The organism is Capsulimonas sp. (assembly GCF_039929585.1).
Lineage (GTDB): Bacteria > Armatimonadota > Armatimonadia > Armatimonadales > Capsulimonadaceae > Capsulimonas.
This window is the reverse complement of the sequence record NZ_JBDSQY010000339.1, coordinates 1-21,678: the sequence shown is the minus strand read 5'-3', so window position 1 is coordinate 21,678 and position 21,678 is coordinate 1. Positions and strand designations below refer to the sequence as shown.

At 57.7% G+C, this 21,678-nt stretch carries 21 protein-coding genes; 11 read left to right on the top strand and 10 right to left on the bottom strand.

Translation table 11 applies throughout. From position 1 onward, the window contains the following. Both ABIZ35_RS26155 and gntF read right to left on the bottom strand, forming a co-directional pair. Nucleotides 1–1,058: aldehyde dehydrogenase family protein (locus ABIZ35_RS26155; RefSeq protein WP_348222883.1), on the bottom strand; the 1,058-nt coding region annotated here is incomplete at its 3' end. Nucleotides 1,059–1,121: 63 nt separating this feature from the next. Continuing rightward, nucleotides 1,122–1,898, bottom strand: coding sequence for a guanitoxin biosynthesis pre-guanitoxin forming N-methyltransferase GntF (gntF, locus tag ABIZ35_RS26150; protein WP_348222882.1), 777 nt, complete (start codon nt 1,896–1,898; stop codon nt 1,122–1,124). 182 nt (nt 1,899–2,080) lie between these two features. On the opposite strand from gntF, the gene ABIZ35_RS26145 reads away from it, so the two are divergent. From ABIZ35_RS26145 to ABIZ35_RS26135, 3 genes are all read left to right on the top strand, one after another. After that, on the top strand, nt 2,081–4,771 hold the full coding sequence (locus tag ABIZ35_RS26145) for an HD domain-containing phosphohydrolase (protein ID WP_348222881.1): 2,691 nt from the start codon (nt 2,081–2,083) through the stop codon (nt 4,769–4,771). Between the two features lie 109 nt (nt 4,772–4,880). Continuing rightward, nucleotides 4,881–6,344 carry a hypothetical protein gene (locus ABIZ35_RS26140; RefSeq protein ID WP_348222880.1) on the top strand — a complete coding sequence of 488 codons (1,464 nt, stop codon included), beginning with the start codon at nt 4,881–4,883 and terminating at the stop codon, nt 6,342–6,344. A gap of 27 nt (nt 6,345–6,371) precedes the next feature. Continuing rightward, nucleotides 6,372–7,352 (top strand): hypothetical protein, encoded by a 981-nt coding sequence (locus tag ABIZ35_RS26135; RefSeq protein ID WP_348222879.1) that lies wholly within the window; start codon nt 6,372–6,374, stop codon nt 7,350–7,352. A 58-nt stretch (nt 7,353–7,410) separates the two neighbouring features. On the opposite strand, the gene ABIZ35_RS26130 is transcribed toward ABIZ35_RS26135, so the two are convergent. From ABIZ35_RS26130 to hrcA, 6 genes are all read right to left on the bottom strand, one after another. Then, nucleotides 7,411–8,286 (bottom strand): SseB family protein, encoded by an 876-nt coding sequence (locus ABIZ35_RS26130; RefSeq protein ID WP_348222878.1) that lies wholly within the window; start codon nt 8,284–8,286, stop codon nt 7,411–7,413. A gap of 44 nt (nt 8,287–8,330) precedes the next feature. Continuing rightward, nucleotides 8,331–8,732 carry an iron-sulfur cluster assembly accessory protein gene (locus tag ABIZ35_RS26125; RefSeq protein WP_348222877.1) on the bottom strand — a complete coding sequence of 134 codons (402 nt, stop codon included), beginning with the start codon at nt 8,730–8,732 and terminating at the stop codon, nt 8,331–8,333. Between the two features lie 48 nt (nt 8,733–8,780). Then, entirely contained in the window at nt 8,781–9,074 is a 294-nt protein-coding gene (locus ABIZ35_RS26120; protein ID WP_348222876.1) for a hypothetical protein, read from the bottom strand. A gap of 39 nt (nt 9,075–9,113) precedes the next feature. After that, nucleotides 9,114–10,283, bottom strand: coding sequence for a cysteine desulfurase family protein (locus ABIZ35_RS26115; RefSeq protein ID WP_348222875.1), 1,170 nt, complete (start codon nt 10,281–10,283; stop codon nt 9,114–9,116). A 17-nt stretch (nt 10,284–10,300) separates the two neighbouring features. Beyond that, nucleotides 10,301–10,774, bottom strand: a complete 474-nt coding sequence (locus ABIZ35_RS26110; protein ID WP_348222874.1) for an Rrf2 family transcriptional regulator — start codon at nt 10,772–10,774, stop codon at nt 10,301–10,303. A 127-nt stretch (nt 10,775–10,901) separates the two neighbouring features. Further along, the gene (gene hrcA / locus ABIZ35_RS26105) at nt 10,902–11,945 is read right to left on the bottom strand and encodes a heat-inducible transcriptional repressor HrcA (protein WP_348222873.1); all 1,044 of its coding nucleotides are present in this window, start codon (nt 11,943–11,945) and stop codon (nt 10,902–10,904) included. Nucleotides 11,946–12,084: 139 nt separating this feature from the next. On the opposite strand from hrcA, the gene ABIZ35_RS26100 reads away from it, so the two are divergent. The 7 genes from ABIZ35_RS26100 to ABIZ35_RS26070 all read left to right on the top strand — a co-directional run bounded on the left by ABIZ35_RS26100 (nt 12,085) and on the right by ABIZ35_RS26070 (nt 18,623). Beyond that, nucleotides 12,085–12,951: a segregation/condensation protein A gene (locus tag ABIZ35_RS26100; protein ID WP_348222872.1), complete on the top strand. Its 867-nt coding sequence runs from the start codon at nt 12,085–12,087 to the stop codon at nt 12,949–12,951. 36 nt (nt 12,952–12,987) lie between these two features. Then, nucleotides 12,988–13,572, top strand: a complete 585-nt coding sequence (gene scpB, locus ABIZ35_RS26095) for an SMC-Scp complex subunit ScpB (protein ID WP_348222871.1) — start codon at nt 12,988–12,990, stop codon at nt 13,570–13,572. A 3-nt stretch (nt 13,573–13,575) separates the two neighbouring features. Next, entirely contained in the window at nt 13,576–14,874 is a 1,299-nt protein-coding gene (locus tag ABIZ35_RS26090; RefSeq protein WP_348222870.1) for a D-alanyl-D-alanine carboxypeptidase family protein, read from the top strand. Beyond that, nucleotides 14,801–15,748: a pseudouridine synthase gene (locus tag ABIZ35_RS26085; RefSeq protein WP_348222869.1), complete on the top strand. Its 948-nt coding sequence runs from the start codon at nt 14,801–14,803 to the stop codon at nt 15,746–15,748. The genes ABIZ35_RS26090 and ABIZ35_RS26085 overlap by 74 nt, the downstream gene beginning before the upstream one ends. After that, complete coding sequence (locus ABIZ35_RS26080; RefSeq protein ID WP_348222884.1) at nt 15,661–16,053, top strand: peptidylprolyl isomerase; 393 nt, start codon at nt 15,661–15,663, stop codon at nt 16,051–16,053. Before ABIZ35_RS26085 ends, ABIZ35_RS26080 begins: the two co-directional genes overlap by 88 nt. Before the next feature lie 76 nt (nt 16,054–16,129). Then, nucleotides 16,130–17,872 carry a hypothetical protein gene (locus ABIZ35_RS26075; RefSeq protein WP_348222868.1) on the top strand — a complete coding sequence of 581 codons (1,743 nt, stop codon included), beginning with the start codon at nt 16,130–16,132 and terminating at the stop codon, nt 17,870–17,872. Between the two features lie 7 nt (nt 17,873–17,879). Further along, nucleotides 17,880–18,623 (top strand): hypothetical protein, encoded by a 744-nt coding sequence (locus ABIZ35_RS26070; RefSeq protein WP_348222867.1) that lies wholly within the window; start codon nt 17,880–17,882, stop codon nt 18,621–18,623. Between the two features lie 34 nt (nt 18,624–18,657). Here the strand turns inward: ABIZ35_RS26070 and ABIZ35_RS26065 are convergent, their stop codons facing one another. Next, complete coding sequence (locus ABIZ35_RS26065) at nt 18,658–20,055, bottom strand: HAMP domain-containing sensor histidine kinase (protein WP_348222866.1); 1,398 nt, start codon at nt 20,053–20,055, stop codon at nt 18,658–18,660. Between the two features lie 118 nt (nt 20,056–20,173). After that, nucleotides 20,174–20,578: a VOC family protein gene (locus tag ABIZ35_RS26060; RefSeq protein ID WP_348222865.1), complete on the bottom strand. Its 405-nt coding sequence runs from the start codon at nt 20,576–20,578 to the stop codon at nt 20,174–20,176. Between the two features lie 258 nt (nt 20,579–20,836). On the opposite strand from ABIZ35_RS26060, the gene ABIZ35_RS26055 reads away from it, so the two are divergent. Further along, on the top strand, nt 20,837–21,640 hold the full coding sequence (locus tag ABIZ35_RS26055; protein ID WP_348222864.1) for a DUF1559 domain-containing protein: 804 nt from the start codon (nt 20,837–20,839) through the stop codon (nt 21,638–21,640). The last annotated feature ends 38 nt before the right edge of the window (nt 21,641–21,678 follow it).

Sequence of the window (21,678 nt, the reverse complement as noted above, 5' to 3'; positions counted from 1 at the left end):
AGACCTGGCTCTAAAATATTCCGAGCGCTCTTGCCGCCGCGCAGAAGCTCGCCTCCGCTTTGCGCCAGCTGCGCCTCGCACCACTGCGCTTGTTCGGAAGAGAGCAGAGGGCCGACCGACACGGAGGGAACTTCGATCGTGTCTCCAAATGTCAACGCTCGCCAGCGCTGGAGCAAAGCGCTGCGAACTTCGTCGTAAATATCGGGATGAATGATCGCGCCGTTGATCGAAGTGCAGGTCTGCCCGTTGTAACGAATCGCGCCTTGAGTGAGGAGGTCGGCCGCATCGCCTGGGTTCGCATCCGGACCGACGTAAACAAGGACATTTCCATCGCCGTCGATCAGCGACGACTTACCCGCGCGAAAGCTGTCGGCGAGGATCGACGGCGCGTGGCGCGAACTGCCCATATAGTGAATCAGTCCGGGCTGACTCGTTTCCTGGAACGCCGCAACAAACTCTTTCGATTTCGCCATGACGATGGCCGCGATCTCTGGGACTGCGCCCGCTTCCTGAACTGTTTCCGCCAGCAGCGCCGCAGACAGCGCAGATTGGCCCGGCGCGCGTAGTGCGACCCTATTGCCGGCGGCCAGCGCATTGGCGAGACAGGTGACCGCCAAATAAAGAAACGCATTCTGAGGCAGGATCACCGCGATCGATCCCCAGGGAGCGTCTGCAAAATCAATCACACGGTCGTCATGGAAATATGGCTTCGGCGAAGGCGCCGCTGAAGTTTGGTCGTGCGCGCAAAACTTACGCAGCAGTGTCAGGACGCCGTCGAAGACCTCCTCGCAGTCACTCGGGATAAACCCCGTTTCATGCCGCATCGCATGGATCAGCGCCGTCCGCCGGCGGTTCAGTCCGTCCGCGAGGCGATCCAGGAACGACCCCAGCTCTCCCAAATCCCAGTAGGGACTTTCGATCGGAGTGGGAATATCGGCGAGTGCTTGCAGCTGCTCCCATGACAGCATCACGCTTCTGTGGAGCATACTTCCGTCCAGCGCTGAGACCGCCGTATATTCTTCGCCCAAGCCTACTCCTGAGGGACGTAACGTCATCATTTGCAAATCGCCTTATTTTGCTTGACTGCCCGCGCTAAAAAAAGCGCGGGCGATCGAGGTAACCTAGCTTCGTTTGACCGCTCGCGCGAAGATCACGCTGCTGTAGCCTTGTTCGGTGTGCGCCGGTACGAGCCGGACGCGGATGTCGATGTCGCCGAACCCGTTGTCCGTGAGCGATTTCAGCGTGTCGTTGGGGGTGACGCCCGCGCAGGGGAAGTTCCGGCCGCCGACGCAGTAGTGGTTCGCAGCGCCGCAGGCGGAGAGGAACACCGTGCCGCCGGGAGCGACCAAGCTCAGAATATTACGCATGCAGTCGTACCATTTGCCGATGTCGGTTGACGCGGCTTCCGCGCAGTAGTGGCTCATGACCAGCGGATAAGAACCTCGCCGCTCGGCGCCCAGAGGATCGGCGTCAAACGCATCTCCGGGGAAAATGGCGGTTACACGGCGGCGCGCTTCGTCCTGCACTTCCTGGATCTGTTCGGGGGTGGGTGACGCCACGCCGCGAAGGCGCACGGCTTCAGCGGCGAACTCGTCCCAGTTGTGCGCATTGGGCTTTCGATCGATCCAGTCCTGAACCGCCTGGCGGTTGGAGGCGAGATACTCCGCCATATGAATCTCATCGGCAAGCTGCGCCATCGGAAACAGGTGATGGACGGTCGGACCGCAGCCAAACTCCACGGCGAGCGGTGTGTGCGGAGTTTTATCCGCCCAGTCCGCCAGGAACTCCATTGCGAACTGCTCATCCGGCATCAATTCGGAATAGTAATCCGTGAGATAATCTTCCGGTTTCCACTCGCTATAGTCGGCGTATTCCACTGTCTCCAGCTCGGTCATCATGTTGTTTTCTCTCCTCTTCGATGTGCGTCTTGCGATTATCACTAGATTGTGTCAGCTTCACTGCGTTTCATGTATAATGAAACACTAATGTACTAAAGGAATTCGGGATTTTGGCCAATACTCAGTAATAGTCCGATACTCTTTCGGATCTGCGACTCTTTTGTCGGGATTGCACGCAAACCATGCTGAACTCAACCAAGGACTGGACCACGGCTCAGAAGATCGTCATTAAAAGCGCAATCGCCTATGTGGCAGTTTTTCTTTTCATGCTGATCTTTCATCCGTGCTCAAAAGAAGTCTACACGGCGTTTTCTGACCTGTTCCAGCCGATCGGGCCGTTTTTCGCCAGCGCCTGCTGCCTGACTTACGTCTGGCGCGGCTACCACCCGGTGCCTGTCCGCCGAATCGGCTGGCTGCTGATCGGGATCGCGAGCGCATCGTATGGCGTCGGGGGGCTTCTTTGGTCCTACCTTGAGCTTGTCCGCAAGATCGAGACGCCATTTCCCAGCTGCGCTGATTACGCCTATTTCTTATGCTACCCGTTTCTGATTGTCGGTGTGGTTCTCCTCTTCGGCAGTATTCACATTACCGGGCGTCTGCGTCAGATGATCGACGGCGCGATTGCCGCAAGCAGCTTTGGGATTATCAGTTGGCACTTTCTCATTCAGCAGTCACTCAAAAAGGAGTACATGACCCCATGGGCGAAAGCTCTGAGCGCGGCTTACCCCCTCAGTGATATCGCCGTATTGTTCTGCGCCATTATCCTTTTCGGTACAGCCTACTCGAACCCCGGGCTGAGACGCTCTATCGCCTTTCTGACTCTTGGCGTCTCCATGGTGGCGTTTACCGACAGCATCTGGGGATATATGAATCTCACTGATCGCTACGAAACCGGCAGCTGGATCGATCCAGGCTGGTCTTATGGCTTTACCTTGATCGGTCTCGGCGCGATGTTCGCGCACTGGTGGCCGGTACAGGCGGCAAACTTGCAGGCGGAAAAAACCAGCCGCATCCCAGCGATCAGCAGCCCGGTTAGAGTTCTTATACCATACCTTGCGGCGGTCCTCGCATTTGTAATTGTAGCCCTGCACGATTTTAAAAGCGAAGGGGCGATCGGCGTCTCCACCCTTATCACCGGGTTTGCTTTGATTCTGCTTGTGATCGTGCGGCAAATGTTTACGCTCCTGGAAAATACTTATCTCACCAACCAGCTGAGATCCTTCAACGACGATCTCGAACGGATCGTCAGCAAGCGCACGCGGCAGATGACGGCTTTGCATCAACTTACGAAAGCCGTGAACACTAGCTTGAAGACCGACGAAGTCATGCAGGTAGCCGAGGAGCATACGCTGCGCGCATTGAACGCGGAAGCCGTGCTTTTCTGGCTGATCGGCGAAGACAAATCCCCCGAGGGTACGCCTCTGATGGAGCTGCGCCGCTCCACTGGTCTTCAGGATCTTCCCAAACTGCTCGATGTGCTGCGCTCCCTGCCGCTGCGACGGCAAGTCGAGGCGATTACAGTTACGGACGATCACGGCCGTCGATCCGGCATCTGTCTGCGCGCGCCGCTTTGCTGGCGAGAGCGATGTCTGGGCATGATCGGCGTGGTGCGCTGGACTGATGGCGTGAGCCCCACAGACACCGCGCTGCTCGAAAGTATCGGTCTAGAAGTCGGCAGTGCGCTGGAAAATGCACGGATGTACGGCGCCGCCCTCGAAGCGGCGGATCGAGATCCGATGACGAGCCTGCTCAATCACCGCGCTATTCATCAGCGCCTTCATCTCGAAGTGGAAAAAGCGGAAGCAGACGGAATTCCGCTGTCCATCATCATGATGGACCTCAACAACTTCAAGCTCTTCAACGATACCTACGGCCATCCGGTCGGCGATCAAATCCTGAAAAATGTTGCCGCGTCTTTGTCCACGGCGTGCGCCGAGCGGGGATTCTTGGGCCGGTACGGCGGAGACGAGTTCCTTCTGGTAGCTCCTAACACGACCGTCCAGCAGGCAATTGCGCTGACCGATATGCTGCGCGAGCGCATGTTGCAGGAGGGATTCCGACGCGTCGGTGAAGAGCGCACCGTCCCCGTCAGCCTCAGTTATGGGGTCGCCGGCTTCCCGGAAGACAGTAAAACTCGTCATGAATTAGTGGCGATTGCGGACACAAATCTCTATGCGGCAAAACATACGGATAGTGGAATAATGGCTACGAGCGACAATCAACGGTCCCTCCGGGCGCTGTCCCGAGAGAGCTCGTTCGAGGTCCTCGACGCCATGGTGACCGCGGTCGACAACAAAGATCGTTACACCCGGCGTCACTCGGAAGACGTCACCGAATACGCCTTATGGATCGCGGAAGAGCTTACGCTCTCCGAGGAAACAATGCGCGTAATCCGAATCGGCGGGCTGCTGCACGATGTCGGGAAGATTGGAATTCCCGATGAAATCCTGCGAAAGCCGGGACGTCTTACTCCCGAAGAGTACGAGGTGCTGAAACGTCATCCGCGTATCGGCGCGCTGATGGTAGGCGCGGTGCCGGGAATGGAATCCATTCTGGACGCCGTGAACTCTCATCATGAACGCTGGGATGGCCAAGGCTATCCGGACGCGATGGCGGGGGAGGAGATCCCACTGCTCGGCCGTATCATGGCCGTGGCGGATGCGTTCAGCGCCATGACGACTGATCGGCCTTACCGTAAGGGGCTGGACTGGGAAGTCGCTCTTGAAGAGATCCGAGGAAACATCGGAACGCAATTCGATCCCGCAATGGCGGATGCGTTCTTAAAGGCGGCGGTGAAGCGAGCTCCTCAGCGCTATCGGCAGCAATATTCACTTGGGGAGGTACAAGCTTCGGCGTCCACTCAGAACGCATAGAACAGAGATCGCTATTGCGACGTGGTCCCCGGCTTTCCCACTGCATCTCCAGCCGAACAAGCCGCTGTCACGCCGCAGGCGAATCATATGGAGAGGACGTTGAAACTTTATGAAGGCCCCGTTGTATACTGGCGCGCTCGCACATTTTGAGAAACAAACACTTGTTACCATCGCTTCCGGAGTTACCTGCGCTTATTTAGGCGATGAACGGAATCTGCGCGAATTCCTCGTTGCTGACGAAACGGCAAAGACCCTGCGTGAGGCTGGGCACACCGTATTCACGCTTCTGGTGGACGATAGCCTCGACCCTTTAAATTACCGTCAGCTGCGTGTGGCCGTCAACAAAGATCCCCGTCTTATGGAACGTTGTGAGCATTGGTGCGGAACGCCGATCGCTCATCTCCCCGACCCATTTGAGTGCCATGCTTCGTTCGCGGAGCACTATGAGCATGTCCTGCTGGACCGCCTGCATCGATTGGACTGCCACCCAACGCTCGTCAGCACCTCTAAGCTCTATGAGCGCGGCTTATATGATCCCTATGTGTCTCTTGTGCTTGAACGGCGCGAGGAGGTTTTGAGCTTTTTATCGGATCGTTTCCCGAACTACCACCCGGAGAAGCTGTTCCATCCGATCTGTCCCCAGTGTGGTGTGATCGTCGATACGCATATCGAGCGCGTCGCCGCCGGCGCTTATCATATCACGTGCGAGCGATGCGAATCGCACCATGATCTTGCGCTGGAGCAGGTCAAGGGGAAGCTCAATTGGAAGCTCGACTGCGCCGCTCGCTGGGCGCATTTCCGCATCGACGCCGAGCCGTTCAGCAAGGCTTATCTGGAGCCCATCGCCGGCAGCTTCGCTGTCGCGAGCGCATTGAGCAAGGAGTTCTTCGGCGGAAAGCAGGTTCTGCCGCTGCACTTTGGAAGCGTTCAGCAGGATCGAGAGACGAGTTATCTGACTGCGGAATCGCTGCCCGCCGGCGCGCTGCGCAGTCTGTTCGTCGACAAGCCGTCCTCCGACATACGTATCTCACGCGATCTCATTCTGACGACGGCGTCGCGCTACGAAGTAATGCCTGGGATGACCTTCCAGGATTTCATCAAACAGCTCCTGCCAATGTGGCTTTTGACACCGGAGGCGCTGGATCCGATGCAGCGCGACCTGGTTTCTCGCGGCATGGCCTTCAGCCGCAACTTCCTGGACGCCGAGGTGAAACTGCATCTGCCGACGCGCGAGCGTATCGAAGGGGAAAGTCCATTTATTCTTTCTTCCGTCCGTCATTTGATCGCGGAAGTTGTGGAGATGCGCTTAGGGGAACCGGTTCCATACGATGCTTTTCAGCGGAATTTGAAGACCGTGATTGCTGGATTCGAGCAAAACAAGAAGGCGGTACTGGTCTGCCTGCGCGCGATTGTCGGCCAGGATCATGGGATCCCTGTCTCGAAATTTCTCTTCGCTCTGCCGCTGGATTACCTCCAAATGCTCCAGTACATTCTGGATCTGCATCTCGACAGCGTTCATGCGCTGCCGATGGCTCCGTCCTCGTCGTTCGAGAATCACCTCGCGGCGGCCTAATCCATTCATAAGGTGCATGTAGGAAAAATGTCGTATCTTCGCTTCGCACTCCTGGCGTGTCTCCTTGCCGCCAGTACGGTCAGCCACGCGCAGACCAGTTCCACCACGCCGGGAACGACCTCACCGGAAGCTCCCGCCGGCGCAGTCGCTCCGGCGGAGCCGGCCGCTCCGCCGCAGGCCGCCCCGTCGTCGGCGCCTCTGAAAATCGGTATTGACGCTTATCTAGGCATTTCGGATCAGCCGGGAAATCGGACCTTTTACGACGGCGCCTGGATCGGCTATGGTCCCGCCTACCCTTCGGTCGTTTACGGCCGATGGGACCCGAACGACTCCGAAACGGTAAAGGCGTCCGTCTCCATCGGGCGGCTTTACCGGGCGCAGAACCGGATTATCGATCAGCCAGTGGAGGCGTACTACCAAAAGCGCATAGGCAAGCATTCCGTGACGATCGGCAAATATTATGTGCCGTTCGCCGTTCAGGAGTGGGAATACGAGACGCGGCCGGGCGTGATGTATCAATACGATGACGGAGCCAACACGGTCGCCGCCTCGGTCAATTACAACGACAACCGTCGATCGACAAACGCCTACATGCGCCTTGGCCGAAAGTTCGACGAGCATCTGACACTTGGTCTTTCTCTAGGAACGGGGAAGGGCTTCTCCTTCGGCACGGACCATAACCAAGGATATGGCGTCGACGCTACCGTTACCGCCGGCGCCTGGCAGCTGATCAGTGAGTACAACGATTATCGTACGCCTGATAACCTGCACTTTCGGTTTGCGCACGGCAAGCTGATGTACAACGCGTGGGGACCATGGAAGCCCTATATCGGCATCTACAGCTGGAGCGACGAAGCGCAGGAAGAAGGAGACTTCCGTTCGACGGTGGTGGGAGTAGGACGGCAAGTCACCCCGTGGCTGAATGTGGATGCTGGGTATTCATCGACATCCATTGCGCATGTCGCCTGGGTGGAAGCGCACATTAATTGGGAGACTGGGGTTAAGTAGACGTGAAAACGGCCAGGCGATGGAAATCGCCTGGCCGTTTTAGTTTTTGAGGTTTCGTTTACGCAACCACCAACTGATTATTATCGACTTTCAGCGTTACGGAATGCTCGGAGCCTTTGTTGATCAGGACGCCGCCGACGCCGGTTTGGGCCAGCAGCTGGGCGAGCATCGGGCCAGGCAAAGCGATGACGTTGCGCTCAGAGGTGCTCCAGGCGCCGAGCGCCTCTTCGCCGGTGAACGCCAGCAGTTTTTCGTCATCGGTCAGCAGGGGGATTTCCTGGACCGTCTCGGGCTGGTTGGGATCGCCGAGGCGAAGCACCACGACGGGGATGTCCTTGTCTTCTTCGGTGGCGACGGGGACGCGGCAGAAGCCGCCAAGGAATGCGCCGACAAGCGCTTCGCGCGAAGCGGTCGTATCGTCTTCCTGGAAATCGGCGACGGCTTTCTCCAGCGCTTGATTGTGGTTCGCCGCCGTCTGCTGATCCTCAACGGCCTGCTGCGCGGCTTGCGCCATGAAGACCATTTCTTCCTGGCTGACTTCCACGTGCATCTCCGGACCGTCCACAAAGAGCTTGTGCGGGCTGTTGCCCAGAATCCCGCCGAGCTGCGCGCCGGTCAGGAACATGCCGTTCTGAACGTCGGGAAGCGTGCCGCGGAGCTGTCCCAGTGTGGTGAACGCGGGAACGCCGCTGACACCTTCCTGGGTCTGCGCAACGACGAACGTGATGTCCGCGTTCGGCAGGATGCTTCCATCGGGCGCTGTCGGGGTGGGGTGGACAGTAGGGACAGAAAGAGTGCTGTCGCGCAGCACGGTCAGAAAATGCTCCCGAGCCTCCACTTCCTCTTCCGGCGTGAGCGCCATGCGCAGGCCAAGAATCGCCGATTCTAGCTCGACATTGTTCAGCGGCTCTTCTTGAACATCAGGCTGGTTCATAGTAACGATTTCCTATTCGTATGGGTGGAGTGGCGTAATGGGATCTACTTCGGCGTAAATGAGCTGCCGCACCCGCAGGACTTGGCGGAGTTGGGATTCTGAAATTGGAACCCGCCTTCCAGGAGGTTCTTGATGCTGTAATCCAGCGTCGTGCCCGCGAGGTACTGGATGCTCTTGCGGTCCACGACGACCCGGACTCCGTTCTCCAGGGTCCAGGTGCGGTCGAACTCATCAAACTCCGTGTCCGGCTTCAGTACATAGGACAGTCCCGAGCAGCCGCCGCCGCGTACGCCGATCCGCAAAAATGCGCCGGGCGTATTCTTCCGCTCCAGCACCCGCAATACCTGCTTTTGCGCGGATTCCGTGAGCGCGAGCGCCGGTTCGATGATCTGATCCGGCTCGATGGTCAGCGTGGGCGACTGCGCCTCCGTCAAAGTGGTCGTCATGGTATTACCTTTCGCCGCGAGGCGGCGTCCAACATCATTGCTCGTCGGTTAGTTATCGTCCGGGCTTAGCGTTCCGGAAGCGCCTTTGGCGCGGCGTTTCAGCCGTCCCATGACGCCGAACTTGCCTTCTTCTTTGATAATCGCGGAGATTCGAGCGCGCTCGGCGGCGTCGGCGGCGAGCCGGATCTGCGCGGCCTGTTCCTGAAAGTTCGGGTCGGTAATCTTGGCTCCGCACCAGTTGCAGAGGGCGCTGGTTTTCGTCAGAAGCTTTCTTTTACAAGTCGGGCAGTTCGTGACGGGTTCCGGAGGCGTCCCGGCGCTAGTTTGTTCTTCGGTCGACATAGATGGATCCTCACGTGGGATGTCCATGGACATTTGGCGTTAAGGCGCGACGGCGGTGACGCCGCGCAGGCGGGCCACGACCGGCCCAATGAGCGATAGGACTTGGTCCACTTCGGACTTGGTCGTGAAACGTGACACGCCGAGCCGAATGGAAGCCCCGATGATCTGAGCGGCGTCCGGAAGCGCCAGCAGCACATGCGACGGAGCGACCGACGCGGAGGTGCAGGCGGACCCGGTGGAGAGCGCCACGCCGGAGAGGCTGGCGAGCAGCGCGTCGGCGTCCACGCCCCGGATCGCAATGCTCAGGTTATTGCTTAGGCGGCGGGTAGGGTGCCCGTTCAGCTTGACATCGGGAACGGTCGCCTGGATCTGCTCCCAAAGATAATCACGCAAGCCCTGCGTGTGCGAGCGGTCCCGCTCCATCTCCTGCGAACAGACCTGGCACGCCTCGCCGAAGCCGACGATGCCCGGGACATTCAGCGTTCCCGAGCGCATGCCGCGCTCGTGTCCGCCGCCGTCCATCTGGAGGGCGAGCCGCACGCGCGGCTCTTTGCGGCGAACGTAAAGCGCGCCGATCCCCTTTGGTCCATACATCTTATGTGCAGTCAGCGACATCAGATCGATCTTCTGCTTTTTGACGTCGATCGGGACTTTACCGATCGCCTGGGTCGCGTCCGTGTGGAAGATCACGCCGCGCTCATGACAGATCTCGGCGATCTCATCGATGGCGTCGAGCGTTCCAATCTCATTATTCCCATACATGATCGAGACTAAAATGGTTCGCTCGGTAATGGAGGCTTTGAGCTGTTCGATATCGATCATGCCGTACTCATCGACGGGCAGATAGGTGACCGATTTCCCCAGCTTTTCCAGATGCTTCGCCGTATCGAGCACAGCCTTGTGCTCGATCGCGGTCGTGATGATATGGTCGCCCTTTTCCGCGTATGCTTCCGCGACGCCTTTGAGGGCTAAATTGTCCGCTTCGGTGGCGCCGGACGTGAAGATGATCTCGCTGGGATCGGCGCCGATCAAGGCGGCGACTTGAATGCGCGCCTTGTCGACGGCTTCTCCCGCTGTCCATCCAAACGTATGGCTATTGGAGGCGGCGTTGCCGTACTGCTCGGAGAAGTACGGAAGCATCGCTCCCAGAACGCGCGGGTCCACGCGAGTGGTCGCGTTGTTGTCCATGTAAATAGGTCGCTTCAGCATATCGGTAATCGCAATACTTAGGAAATGAGAGTGATTCCGGCCGCGAACGGTCGCGCGGAGAAATCTTCGAATTTAGGATCGGGCGCGGGCAGGCTGATTTCTTCGATGCTGATCTCCGCGAGGAGGTCCTTCACGCGCTGCTCGATGGTGGCGAGCGGATCGCGGATGGTGCAGCGGCTGTACTGCTTGCAGCTCGACTCTTCGCCGGCGGTGCAGTGCAGCAGAGAAAACGGTCCATCGACAATCGTCACCACTTCGGCGACGCTAATGTCGCGCGCCGGCCGCAGCAGTTTGTATCCACCGGTGGGGCCGGGGTGCGAGGCCACCATTCCGTGCTTCGCGAGAATTTGCAGAATTTTCGCCAGCAGCTCCACGGGGATTTCATACTGCTCGGCGATCTCCTTGGTGTTCATCAAGCGGTTCGGATCATCCGAAGACGCGGCCGCCAGATGAGATAGCGCCAGCAGCGCATAATCGGCCCGTTTGGTCATGCTTAACACGGTTTTGGGTTGCCCCTTTCTCCGACTAAAAAAGTCGTATATCAACAAAAAGTATACCGAACAACGGCGTCGGCTGTCAAGATGAAACGTTGGATGGGGGTGAGAAGTTCCGGAAGCGTTACAGCGTTTCCAGCCGAGTGAGGGTGTCGCTGAGGGCGCGGGCGAAGTAGTTGACGGCGGGGATGGCGCGGTCGTAGTCCATGCGGGTGGGGCCGAGGACGCCGATTGTGCCGCGTTCGCGGGTGCCGATGTAGTAGGAGGCGGAGACGACGCTGCATTCCTGCATCGCGGTGATGTGGTTTTCAGCCCCGATCACGACCGTCACCTGGGAGGTGCGGACGGTTTGGGCGAGGGTTTCGAAGAGCATCGTTCCCTGCTGAAGGGAGTCGAGGACCATCTGGATCTTGGCGACGTCTCGGAATTCGGGCTGGCGCAAGATTTCGGAGGTTCCTTCCAGGAAGATCCGGTCGTCGTCGACGGCCGATTGGATCATCTGGCGCAGGACTTGCGAGAGGCTGTCAAACAGAACGCGCACGGATGAGGCAAACTCGGATGGCGCGGGGATGGGGCTCGACTCAGGGCCAATGACGCTGTCGATGTTCTTGCCGCCCATCGCTGCGTTCAAGGCGTTATTGATGGAGACAAGATCGCTGGGCGTGAAGTCGGTCGATCCGGCGAGGCGGCGGGTTTCGACGTGGCCGGTGCTGAGCAGGGCGACGACGAGCAGGCCCTTGTCGCCGGCGGGCGAAACGAAGACCTGAGAAATCTGGGTGTCGGCGGGGCGGGGCGGGGTCGCCATGGACGTGTATGACGTCATCCGCGTCAGCAGCGCGCAGGTTTGCCGCAGCAGCTTGTCGAGCGCAAGCGACTGCTCCAGCGCGGCGGCCTGGCGGGCGGTGTCCTTCGGGACGGCGCGCACTTCCATCAGATGATCGACATAGAAACGGTACCCGCGATCCGACGGAATGCGTCCGGCGCTGGTGTGCGGCTGCCGAAGCAGGCCAAGCTCCGCCAATTCCGCGAGCTCGTTGCGAATCGTGGCGCTCTTGACCCCGAGCGAGTGACGCGCCGCAAGATCTTCGCTGCCGATAGGCCGCACGGTCTCGACATAGTCGCGAACCACGGCGCCGAGTATTCGTTGTTTTCTGTCGTCGAGGTACATTCCCGTAAAAAGTATACCGTGAGTGCGCCTGGTTGTCAATGTGAATATGAGGCTTCGCCACTCTCACGCCACATTGTTTCCCATGTCTCTTCCTCAGAGATACCGCGTTTTACGGCCGTTCCAGGTATGATAGACAATTATGCCCGTTGCGCCCACCGCCGCTCCCGTCGCCGCAATCCCGCCGCTCACGCTGACGGCCTTTGAAGGGCCGCTCGACCTCCTGCTGCACTTGATCCGCGAGCACAAGATCGATATCGCGGATATTCCGATCCTCCAGGTCACGGAACATTATCTGGCGCATCTGCGGGCGATGGAGGCGATGAACCTCACCGTCGCCGGCGAATTTTTGGTGATGGCGGCGACGCTGCTGGAAATCAAGAGCCGTCTGCTGCTGCCCAAGCCGCCCAAGGAAGTGGGGGAAGACGGCGAGGAAGGCGAAGATCCGCGCGAGGAGCTCGTGCAGCGTCTGCTCGACTACCAGCGCTACAAGGCGTTTGTCGCGACCCTCGCCACGTGGGAAGGTGACCGGCGGCAGGTGTTCTTTCGCGGTCAGGCGGCGTACGGTGATCTTTATGAACTGCCGGTTCCATACGGCGAGTTTTCGTCGGCCTCGCTCGTCAAGGCGCTGATGCGGCTGCTGACGGAGATGGGGTCGGACGGGACGGCGGGGACGGCGCATGTCGGCCGCGCGAAGGTGACGCTGCGTCTCGCGATGGCGACCCTGTGGCGCAAAATCCAGCGCGCCGGGTCTGAGGGAATTATCTTCGACGAATGCTTCGAGCGGCCTTTAGTCCGGTTCGATGTGATCATGACGTTTTTGGCGCTTTTAGAGCTGCTGCGGCAGGCGCGCATTTCGGCGATCCAAGAAGAGATGCTGGGCGAGATCCGATTGGCCGTGGATGTGCAAAAGGCCGAGGACGAGACCGGCGAAGAGGATTCGGCGGGAACCGATGGGGACGCCGAAAGCGCTGAGAGTGAAGAAGAAGCATTAGAGGAGTTCGAATAGTTGGCCGCGACTGAAGCCCGTCAAGAAGAACCCCGCGTGTATACGCTAGAGGCGCTGATCGCGCTGCTCGAAGGCTATCTGTTCGTCGCGATTGAGCCTGTGACCCCGGCCGATGTGGCGAAGGTTCTCGGGCTGGCCGCCGTCGAAGTCGAAGAAGCGCTGGAAGATCTCGTCAATCTGTACGCGCGCCGCAGCAAATCGGGCCTGCAAATCATGCGGATCGCGGGCGGTTATCAGATCGCGACCAAGCCTGAACTGGCGCAGGACATCGGTAAGCTGCTCGCGGCGCCTGCCGGTAAGGCTCGGCTTTCGAAGCCGGCTCTGGAAACGCTCGCGATTGTCGCCTACCAGCAGCCCGTGACTGTGGCCGAAATGGAAGCCGTGCGTGGCGTGAGCGTGGATGGCGTCGTCAAAACGCTGCTGGACCGTCGCCTAATCCGCGAGGATGGCCGCAAAGCCGTGCCGGGACGGCCGATCCTATACGCCACCACACCGGAATTTTTGCATTACTTTGGATTGTCGTCGCTGGAAGATTTGCCGCCGCTGGAGGATATCGCCGTCGCCGAGGCCGAAAAGGCTCAGGAGCACGACGCACTTCAGGCGGTCGGCCTTGAGGAGTAGTAAGTGATATTCCCCCAACTCGCCCGGCGAGCCGCCGCTGCGCTCGTTCTAACGCCTGTTCTCTGTGGACACGCCTTCGCGGCGCCTCCGCCTGCGGCGAACGGTCCGACGACGCCCAAATCGAACAGCAAGTTTTGCGTTTTGGAAGACGCCTCGACCGGGAAGATGATGTGGGCGAAAAATGAGAACGTCCACCGTCCGATTGCCTCCACCACGAAGATGATGACGGCGATCCTGCTGTTGGAGCGCGGAAATCCGGACGATATCGTGACCGCGCCGCAGGGAGTTCAGACCTTGCCCGACAGCAGCCTGCATCTGTCGCCGGGAGAGACGATCCCGCTGCACGACATGATGTACGCCCTCATGCTTCGCTCGGCGAACGACACGGCGGTGGCGGGAGCGACCTATTTGAGCGGCTCCGTGCCGGCGTTCGTCGAGCAGATGAACCTGAAGGCGCAGGATATCGGCGCTTTTAATACGCATTTCGTGACGCCGAACGGCCTCTACGCGCCGGACCATTATTCGACGGCGGCGGACCTGGCGACAATCGCGCGCTACGCCACGAATAATCTGCCGGAGTTCAACAAGATCGTCCGGACGCCGAAGTATAAAGTACAGCGCTCCATGCATAAGGGCGACTCGTGGGTGACGAACACCTCGAAGACCTTTCTGCGCGACTTTCCGGGCGCCGACGGCATCAAGACCGGTTATGTGCGGCAGGCGGGACACTGTTTCGTCGGCTCCGCGACCCGGGGCGGCTGGCGTCTTATTGCCGTGGCTCTCAAGAGTAACACGTGCCGTCAGGATGTGGAATCGCTGCTGAACTATGGGTTCGCGAACTACAAGCGCGTGCCGTATCTTCATCAAGGCGACTCCGTCGGCCAAATCGCCGTGCGGAACGCGGACCGGCCGGTTCCGGTCGTCGCGGCCAAGGATTTGCAGGTCGTCGTTTCCAAATGGAAGCCCGTTCCGGATTTCAGTGTGACGGTGACGCCGCTGCCGTCGCCGCCTTCCGCGCCGATCGCCGCCGGAACGAAGCTGGGCACTTACGCCGTGATCGCCAATGGAAAAGTCCAGGCGACCGGTGACGCAGTCGCGGGTGAGGATGCGCCGATGGCGGCCGCCGCCGCGATCGCACACACGACGCACAATTTAGGAACACGCATTGCGCGCGGCCTGGGCGCTGGGCTCGGAGCCGTGATGCTGCTGTGTATGGGAGTAATGGTATATGGAAGAACGTCTCCAAAAGGTATTGGCTGGGGCCGGAATCGGATCGAGAAGAGCGTGCGAAGAGTGGATTAAAGAGGGCCGCGTCAAAGTCAACGGCAAAGTCGTCACGGAGCTCGGCGTCAAGGTAGACCCGGCGAAGGACCGTATCTTATTCGACTCCAAGCTGGTCAAAGAACCTTCCAAGCGCTACTACATCGTTTTGAATAAGCCCAAGGATGTCGTGTGTACGTTGCACGACCCGAACGCGGGCCGCCTCGTCACGGATCTGGTCGACCTGCAAAGCAAGCCGATGCTGCGTCCGGTCGGCCGTCTTGATTCGGACAGCGAGGGTCTAATCTTCCTCACCGACGACGGCGATTTCCTTTACACGCTGACCCATCCCAAGCACCACGTTCCGAAGACCTACCGGGCGACCGTGCGCGGCGTGCCGAGCCCCGAGGCACTCAAGAAGCTCGCCACCGGTGTGCGGCTGGAAGACGGCATGACCAAGCCCGCCGAGAACGTGCGCGTTCGCAAGCGGTTTTCGGAAGGGGTGGGGAGTGTCGGCGGGTCTGAGGTGGAATTGACGATCCATGAGGGTAAGAACCGTCAGGTGCGCCGCATGCTGGCGGCGGTCGGTCATCCCGTGTCGAAGCTGATCCGCATTTCGATTGGCGGCGTGCGTTTGACCGGCCTGCCTTCCGGCGCCTGGCGCCACCTGACCGCAGAAGAGATTGCGTCGTTCGCGCTCAAATCGAGTGTGGACGCCAAAAAGAAGGCGCCGTCAAAGACGGCGGCAAAACCCGCGGCGAGCGCCGCAGAGGAGAAACACGCATCATGGCCGACCGAACAGCCACCTTCGAAACGAGCAAAGGAACCATCGTCGTCCAGCTCGCCGAGTCCGAAGCTCCAATCACAACTGCGAACTTCATCGATCTTGCCCAAAAAGGATTCTATAACGGACTGAAGTTCCACCGATACGTCGCGAACTTCGTCGTCCAGGGCGGCGACCCGGACGGCAACGGCACGGGCGGATCCGGCAAGCACATCAAGCTGGAAGTGACCCCGTCGCTCAAGCACGACACCGCCGGAACCATGGCCATGGCCCGCTCCGCCGCGCCCGACAGCGCCTCCAGCCAGTTCTACTTCACGCTGGGCTCCACGCCGCATCTGGATATGAACTACGCCGTCTTCGGAAAGACCATCAGCGGTGTTGAGAACGTCCTGAAACTGCGCGAAGGCGACACCATCGACTCTGTGACCATTAGCTAAGGCTCGCAAATTTGCGCAAAGCGCCTCTCGACATCGTCAGAAGTCGAGAGGCGCTCTTCGTTTCACGGAGGCGGCGATGACGGGTAAACGTTGTAAGCGAGTTTTCAGGACTTCTTGGACGGGCCGGCCAGCGCTCATCGCCATCCTGATTGTGTTTTTGATTTCGCATCCTATTGTTCGAGCCGACACGATCAAGGGGGAAACCGTCTCCCAATTTGATCCATTCACCTGGCCCAGCGATATCCCGCAAGATTGCCCTCTGAAAAAATCCCTCACCTTCGACAGCATTACCTTTAGTGGACGTTATGCCGATTACGGAGCCGCCGATACCTGGTTTCCCAGCTGGTGCTCAGATGGAGAGCTTCGATCTCCATTTACTGATGGTAAAGTGGGTGATATCGCTGCTGGAACGCCTAATCCAGGGGCGGCGCGCATCTCCGGCGACGATCCTTTAAACCTGGAGATTGCGCCGCTCACGACTGTCAATTCTCATCTTGGAGGCGGAGCCCATAGCTGCGGCCGTTATCCCAGCGCCGCCCTGGTCTTTAACTCGGTCTGGTACTACGGCACATATCTCCTCACCGATCATGATAACTCCGTCCATGTCCCCCATAACGACTGGCAGGTTCTAGAGCCATTCGTGGGATTCCGATACTCCACGGATGACGGCAAGAATTGGAACGACAAAACCGATCCGGACAATGGTCTCTTCGAGAACTACCATGAAAGCGCCTCCGCGACTCCCAACCATGAGATCATAATCGGAGCGCCGCACTTTGTCGATTTTGGCAAGAACATGAAGTTCGCGCCTACGGATCATGCGACCGGTCGCAAGTACGCCTACATGACTGCCCACGGAGCGGGCCCGGAGGCGACTGCCGCATCCAACTCCTGGGTGATAGGGGACAACGTCTACCTGATCCGAATTCTCATGCCGCGTGGCGCGGACGCCAAAAGCAATACCGCTTATTTGAATACCGCCCTCAAGTGGCAATACTTTACGAAATCCGGCGCCTGGCTGCCTTGGGATAAGAACCACCTGAATATTGTGCGTCGTAATATTCGCCCGATCGCGCATTGGGGCGAAACGGCGCCGCCAGAATCCGATCAGCCAACGTTCGGCTTTGGCGAAACCAGTGTTACTTACGACGCTCCGATCAAAACTTATCTGATGTGTGTCGCTCGATGCATTACGGCGAACCGTTTCGACACGATCATCCTGGAATCGCCAAAGATCACAGGGCCATACCGGATCGTCCACTCTCTCAGCAATTTTGGACCGGTCGCCTACTTTCCAACCATTCCTTCAAAGTTTATCTCTCCGGACGGCAAGCGGATGTGGCTTAGCTATTCGGCTAACTATGGCGGGCAGAAGGCGAATGTCGCTGGGGCGGCTTACGCCATGTGCCTGCGCGAATTTTACTTGAACTCACCCGGCGCCGCCACCCGGAAATATCAGGCGGAAGCTGCGACTCTGGCCGGAGGCGCCGCTGTCTACGGCGACCCGGCGGCGTCAAACAGCAACATTGTCGCGTATTTGAACTCAGCGGGCCGATCTGTTAGCTTTCACCACTGTCCGGCGGCGCCTAGAATTGGAGTGACATACGCAAGCGTCACAGCCGGCGCGTTCAGTCTCTATATCAACGGCGTCAAAAACCAGGAAATACAGGTTCCAGCGACAGGGCAGTGGACAGGCAAAGGCGCATACCGTGAAGTCTGGACCACGGTGGCCATTCCTGAAGATTCAGACGTGACATTGCAATGCGATGAGGGGAATACCGGGGTCAATCTTGATTTCATCGAGCTTCCGCAGAATTAAACAGATCATGGATAAACGACTTTTTTCGACATTGGTCTTTCTTCTTGCGTTAACCTTCGCATTGTCCTGTCGTACGGCTGTTTGCTCGACCAAAGTTACCGTTGTATCGAGTGGCGCAGAGCATGATGAGTATGCGATCACGGGACACAAGATTCAACTGGATGTCTCCACGCACCATTACCTTACGAAGGATACTGACGCATGGCGGGGAAGTATCTTCGTTTCCTCCAAGATCGACAAGCGGAAATATCGTCAGAAACTGCTTTTACCGCATGGTTTATGGCCTGTCAGTGAGAATGCATGCAACCGTGCTACTGTTTTTCTTTGGGAGCCAGACGGGCGGAAAATTCTGGTTGCACTTTTAGATGCTGGCGGTGGTTTCTCTGAAGAGCGTGTCGTTTCTTGCTACCGTTTGAGAGGTCACGAATGGCGACTGATGCATCATAACTCAAACCAATATGGCTTCACATGTCGGGGTGGGTTTTATGTTTCGGGCAGGAAGTTATTTATTTGGGATTTTGTGTTTGATGATCGTTATGCCTATTTTGCGCCGGCGAAATATCGACTGCGCCAGTTTATATGGAAGCGAAATACTTTGACTGGACCAACATATCGAACGACACGGCGCAGATATGAAACGAAGGAAGATGTGAATGTCGTTTTACCGGAACAGGACGCCTTAAGAGAATTAGGCATGCGATGGCGCTGGTGGGCGCCGCTAGATACTTCCTCAACAAAGCGGAAGCAATGAACAAGACATTATGGCGGCTGCTTCCCTCAACCCGTCATGAGGCAGGGGCAGTTTTCAATGGGAAAACCGTGACCAAGGCGGTGCAAAAACCGTCTTGCAGCACTGGGGGATAGCTGCCCTGGGCGGTGCTGAAGATCGGGGAATCCGTCGCGCCATCGTGATATCCTTCAATATACGCCTCACCCTCATGGGCTTCGACGATTTTCCGCGCCGAGAGAAGACCAAGGCCTGTCCCCTCGACCTGAGCGTGTGTCTCGAGACGACCGAACGGGACAAATAACCTTTCGGCTTGAGCCTGGGAAATCCCACGCCCCTTCTGTCCCTGATCGAGCACCCCAACCAGCACGCGCCCCTCATCGGTGCGCCATGTCACCTTGACTTCCCCATCGCTGTACTTGAATGCGTTGCCGATCAGGTTCATGAAAACGGTAATAAGGCGCGTTGTATCAACGAGCAGGTGCAAATTTTCGCCTTCCATGGCGATCTTGCGTCCGCCCGAAAACTTGGGCTGTTGATAACGTGCTCCCGCTTCAATGAGATGACGAACATCGGTTTCCTGTAACTCCACCAGAATGGGTTTGCCTTCGAGGACACGGGTTTGCTCCATCAGCGAAAGGCGCAGATAATTCAGCATTTGCACCCCATCCGTAATCATTTCTAGGAATTCCAACTCCGTCTTTTTATCGAGAGCATCTTCTTTGATGAGATATTTCAGTGTCTCTGCGCTGCCGTGAACAATAGTCAGAGGATTGCCGAGGTCGTGAGCGATACTGCCGATCGCCTGACTGAGAACATGGAGCATTTTTTCGGTCTGTTCAAGTTTTTGTTGTTCTTGATGTCGTTCCTGGGTCTGCAAAAGCTGCTCCGCGAATTTGCTGCGTTGGGCGCGCTCGTTTCTATAGGCCAGGAATAAGGGAAGAGACATGATTACGAATGCTAAGAGAACGCTCTGAAGCTCATCTAAAATGGAATTCCTGTGATGCTGAAAGATGTAAAAGCTAACGTTTATCAGCAGAATTTGTAAGGCCAACCAGCGTATCTGAAGTTTTAGTGCTTGAAAGAGGATCAGCGCATAGTAGACTGCGACGTAAAGCTTCGCGTTGTCATAACTTTCAATGGTGATAAGACAAGTGGAGACGCTGATTGTCCCTACGACGAGAAGTTGCCAGTGGCCCACAAACTTGCGATGAAACGACAGGACCAAAAGCAGGAGGCTGATGAGGCAGGCGCTACTACAGAGCACCTCTTTTCCAAATGAAACCTGATGAGTCAGGGCATCAACCAGGAAGCCTGCGGTTACCCCCATCATGATGAACAGACCAATATGGATGGGGATGCGGATAAGGGAGTAATAATACTGCTGAAAATCGCTCTCGATTTGAGGGGGGAATTTCAGGCGGCGAATAAATTGCGCTGCTTCAACCTGTGTCATTGTTGTTTGCATATCCCAATGATTATATCTGTTTGCGCGCCATTGTTGGGTTGCGGCGTGACGAGGATCGATCTTTGTCACGCCGGTGTTTTTACATTGGTCTGATATTCTTGTGCGATTACGCTGCGACGTTGATCATCCACGGGATGCCGTATTGATCGGTAAGCATGCCGAAGCCAGCTGAAAAGAACGATTTCTCGAACCGCATCATGACGCTGCCGTTTTCGGACAGGGCGCTGAAAACTCGTTGGCCCTCCTCAATACATTCCAAGGTAATCGATACCGAAAATCCCTGCGCCTTGCCGGGGAACTGAGTGGGCGAGTCACCGCCCATCAAAACATTCGCGCCGATGTCGAGACGCGTGTACATGATCCGTCCGCGCTGATCCTCCGGTATCTGTTCGCCCACGGGAGAATCCCCATAGGCCATCATCATCACGATCTCGCCGCCGAAAACTTTCTGGTAAAACTCGAATGCTTCTTTACACTGGCCGTCAAACCCCAGATAGCAATTGATGATCATTGTCTTCTCCTTCGTCGTATCCGAGTTTTCGTTTTTCGCTTCGTCAATCATTCGTCGTGTTCGCGAAGGTCAAATCGACATATTGTCTGAAAATTTTGCCGCTTGGTCAATAGCAGACTATCATGCAGTCGAGAGACTGTCAACTGAGATCGCAAGAATTATAAACACACCCGTTACGCTAATGCCGTTTTTATATGATATGATGTAATCATCAATATGCGGCGGGATTAATTCCTGGCCGAAAGGAATGTTCGACTCATGACTTGTCCACAGAACTCACATGGACGCCGCAAGGGTTTTACCTTGATTGAGCTCCTCGTTGTCATAGCTATTATCGCGATTCTCGCCGCCATCTTGTTCCCTGTCTTCGCGAAGGCGCGGGAGAAGGCCCGTCAGATTTCCTGCGTTTCCAACGAGAAGCAGCTCGGCCTGGGCTTCATGCAGTACAGCCAGGATAACGACGAACATTATCCCGTCGGCTTCGGCAACCAGCGTGGCGGAGGCTGGGCTGGCCCGATCTACCCGTACGTTAAGAGCACCGGCGTCTACAAGTGTCCCGATGATCCCACAACCCCTGACAATTCCGTCACACCGGCGCGCGTTCCCGTCTCCTACGGCTACAATTTGAATATCGCCCAGACCTCCTCGACGGGGCTTGGCGGGGCGGATGGCCAGGTCAAGCAGCCGTCGCAGACGATCCTGCTTTTTGAGCTACGCGGCAGCCGCGCCGTTGTGACCGACCCGCTGGAAGGTGGAACCACACGTGACCGCAGTTCCATCTCTGGAGACGGAAACAACTTGCTCTCTTACGATAACGCCGACGCGGAACAAAGCAGCAACTCTGTCGCGACCGGCGGCGCCACTCCCGGCGGCGCCCAATATGACACTGGTCAGGTTGTCGGATGGGCTACAACATTCCAGCAGCAGCAGTGGCTCCCGACCGGCCGCCACACCGACGGCGCCAACTACCTGCTCGACGACGGCCACGCCAAGTTCTATAAGCCCGGCAGCGTCAGCAATGCCCAAGACGACATTCACGCGATCTACTGGGGCCAGCTGTAACGGAACGAAAAAGGCCGGCGCGACGAAGATCGCTCTTC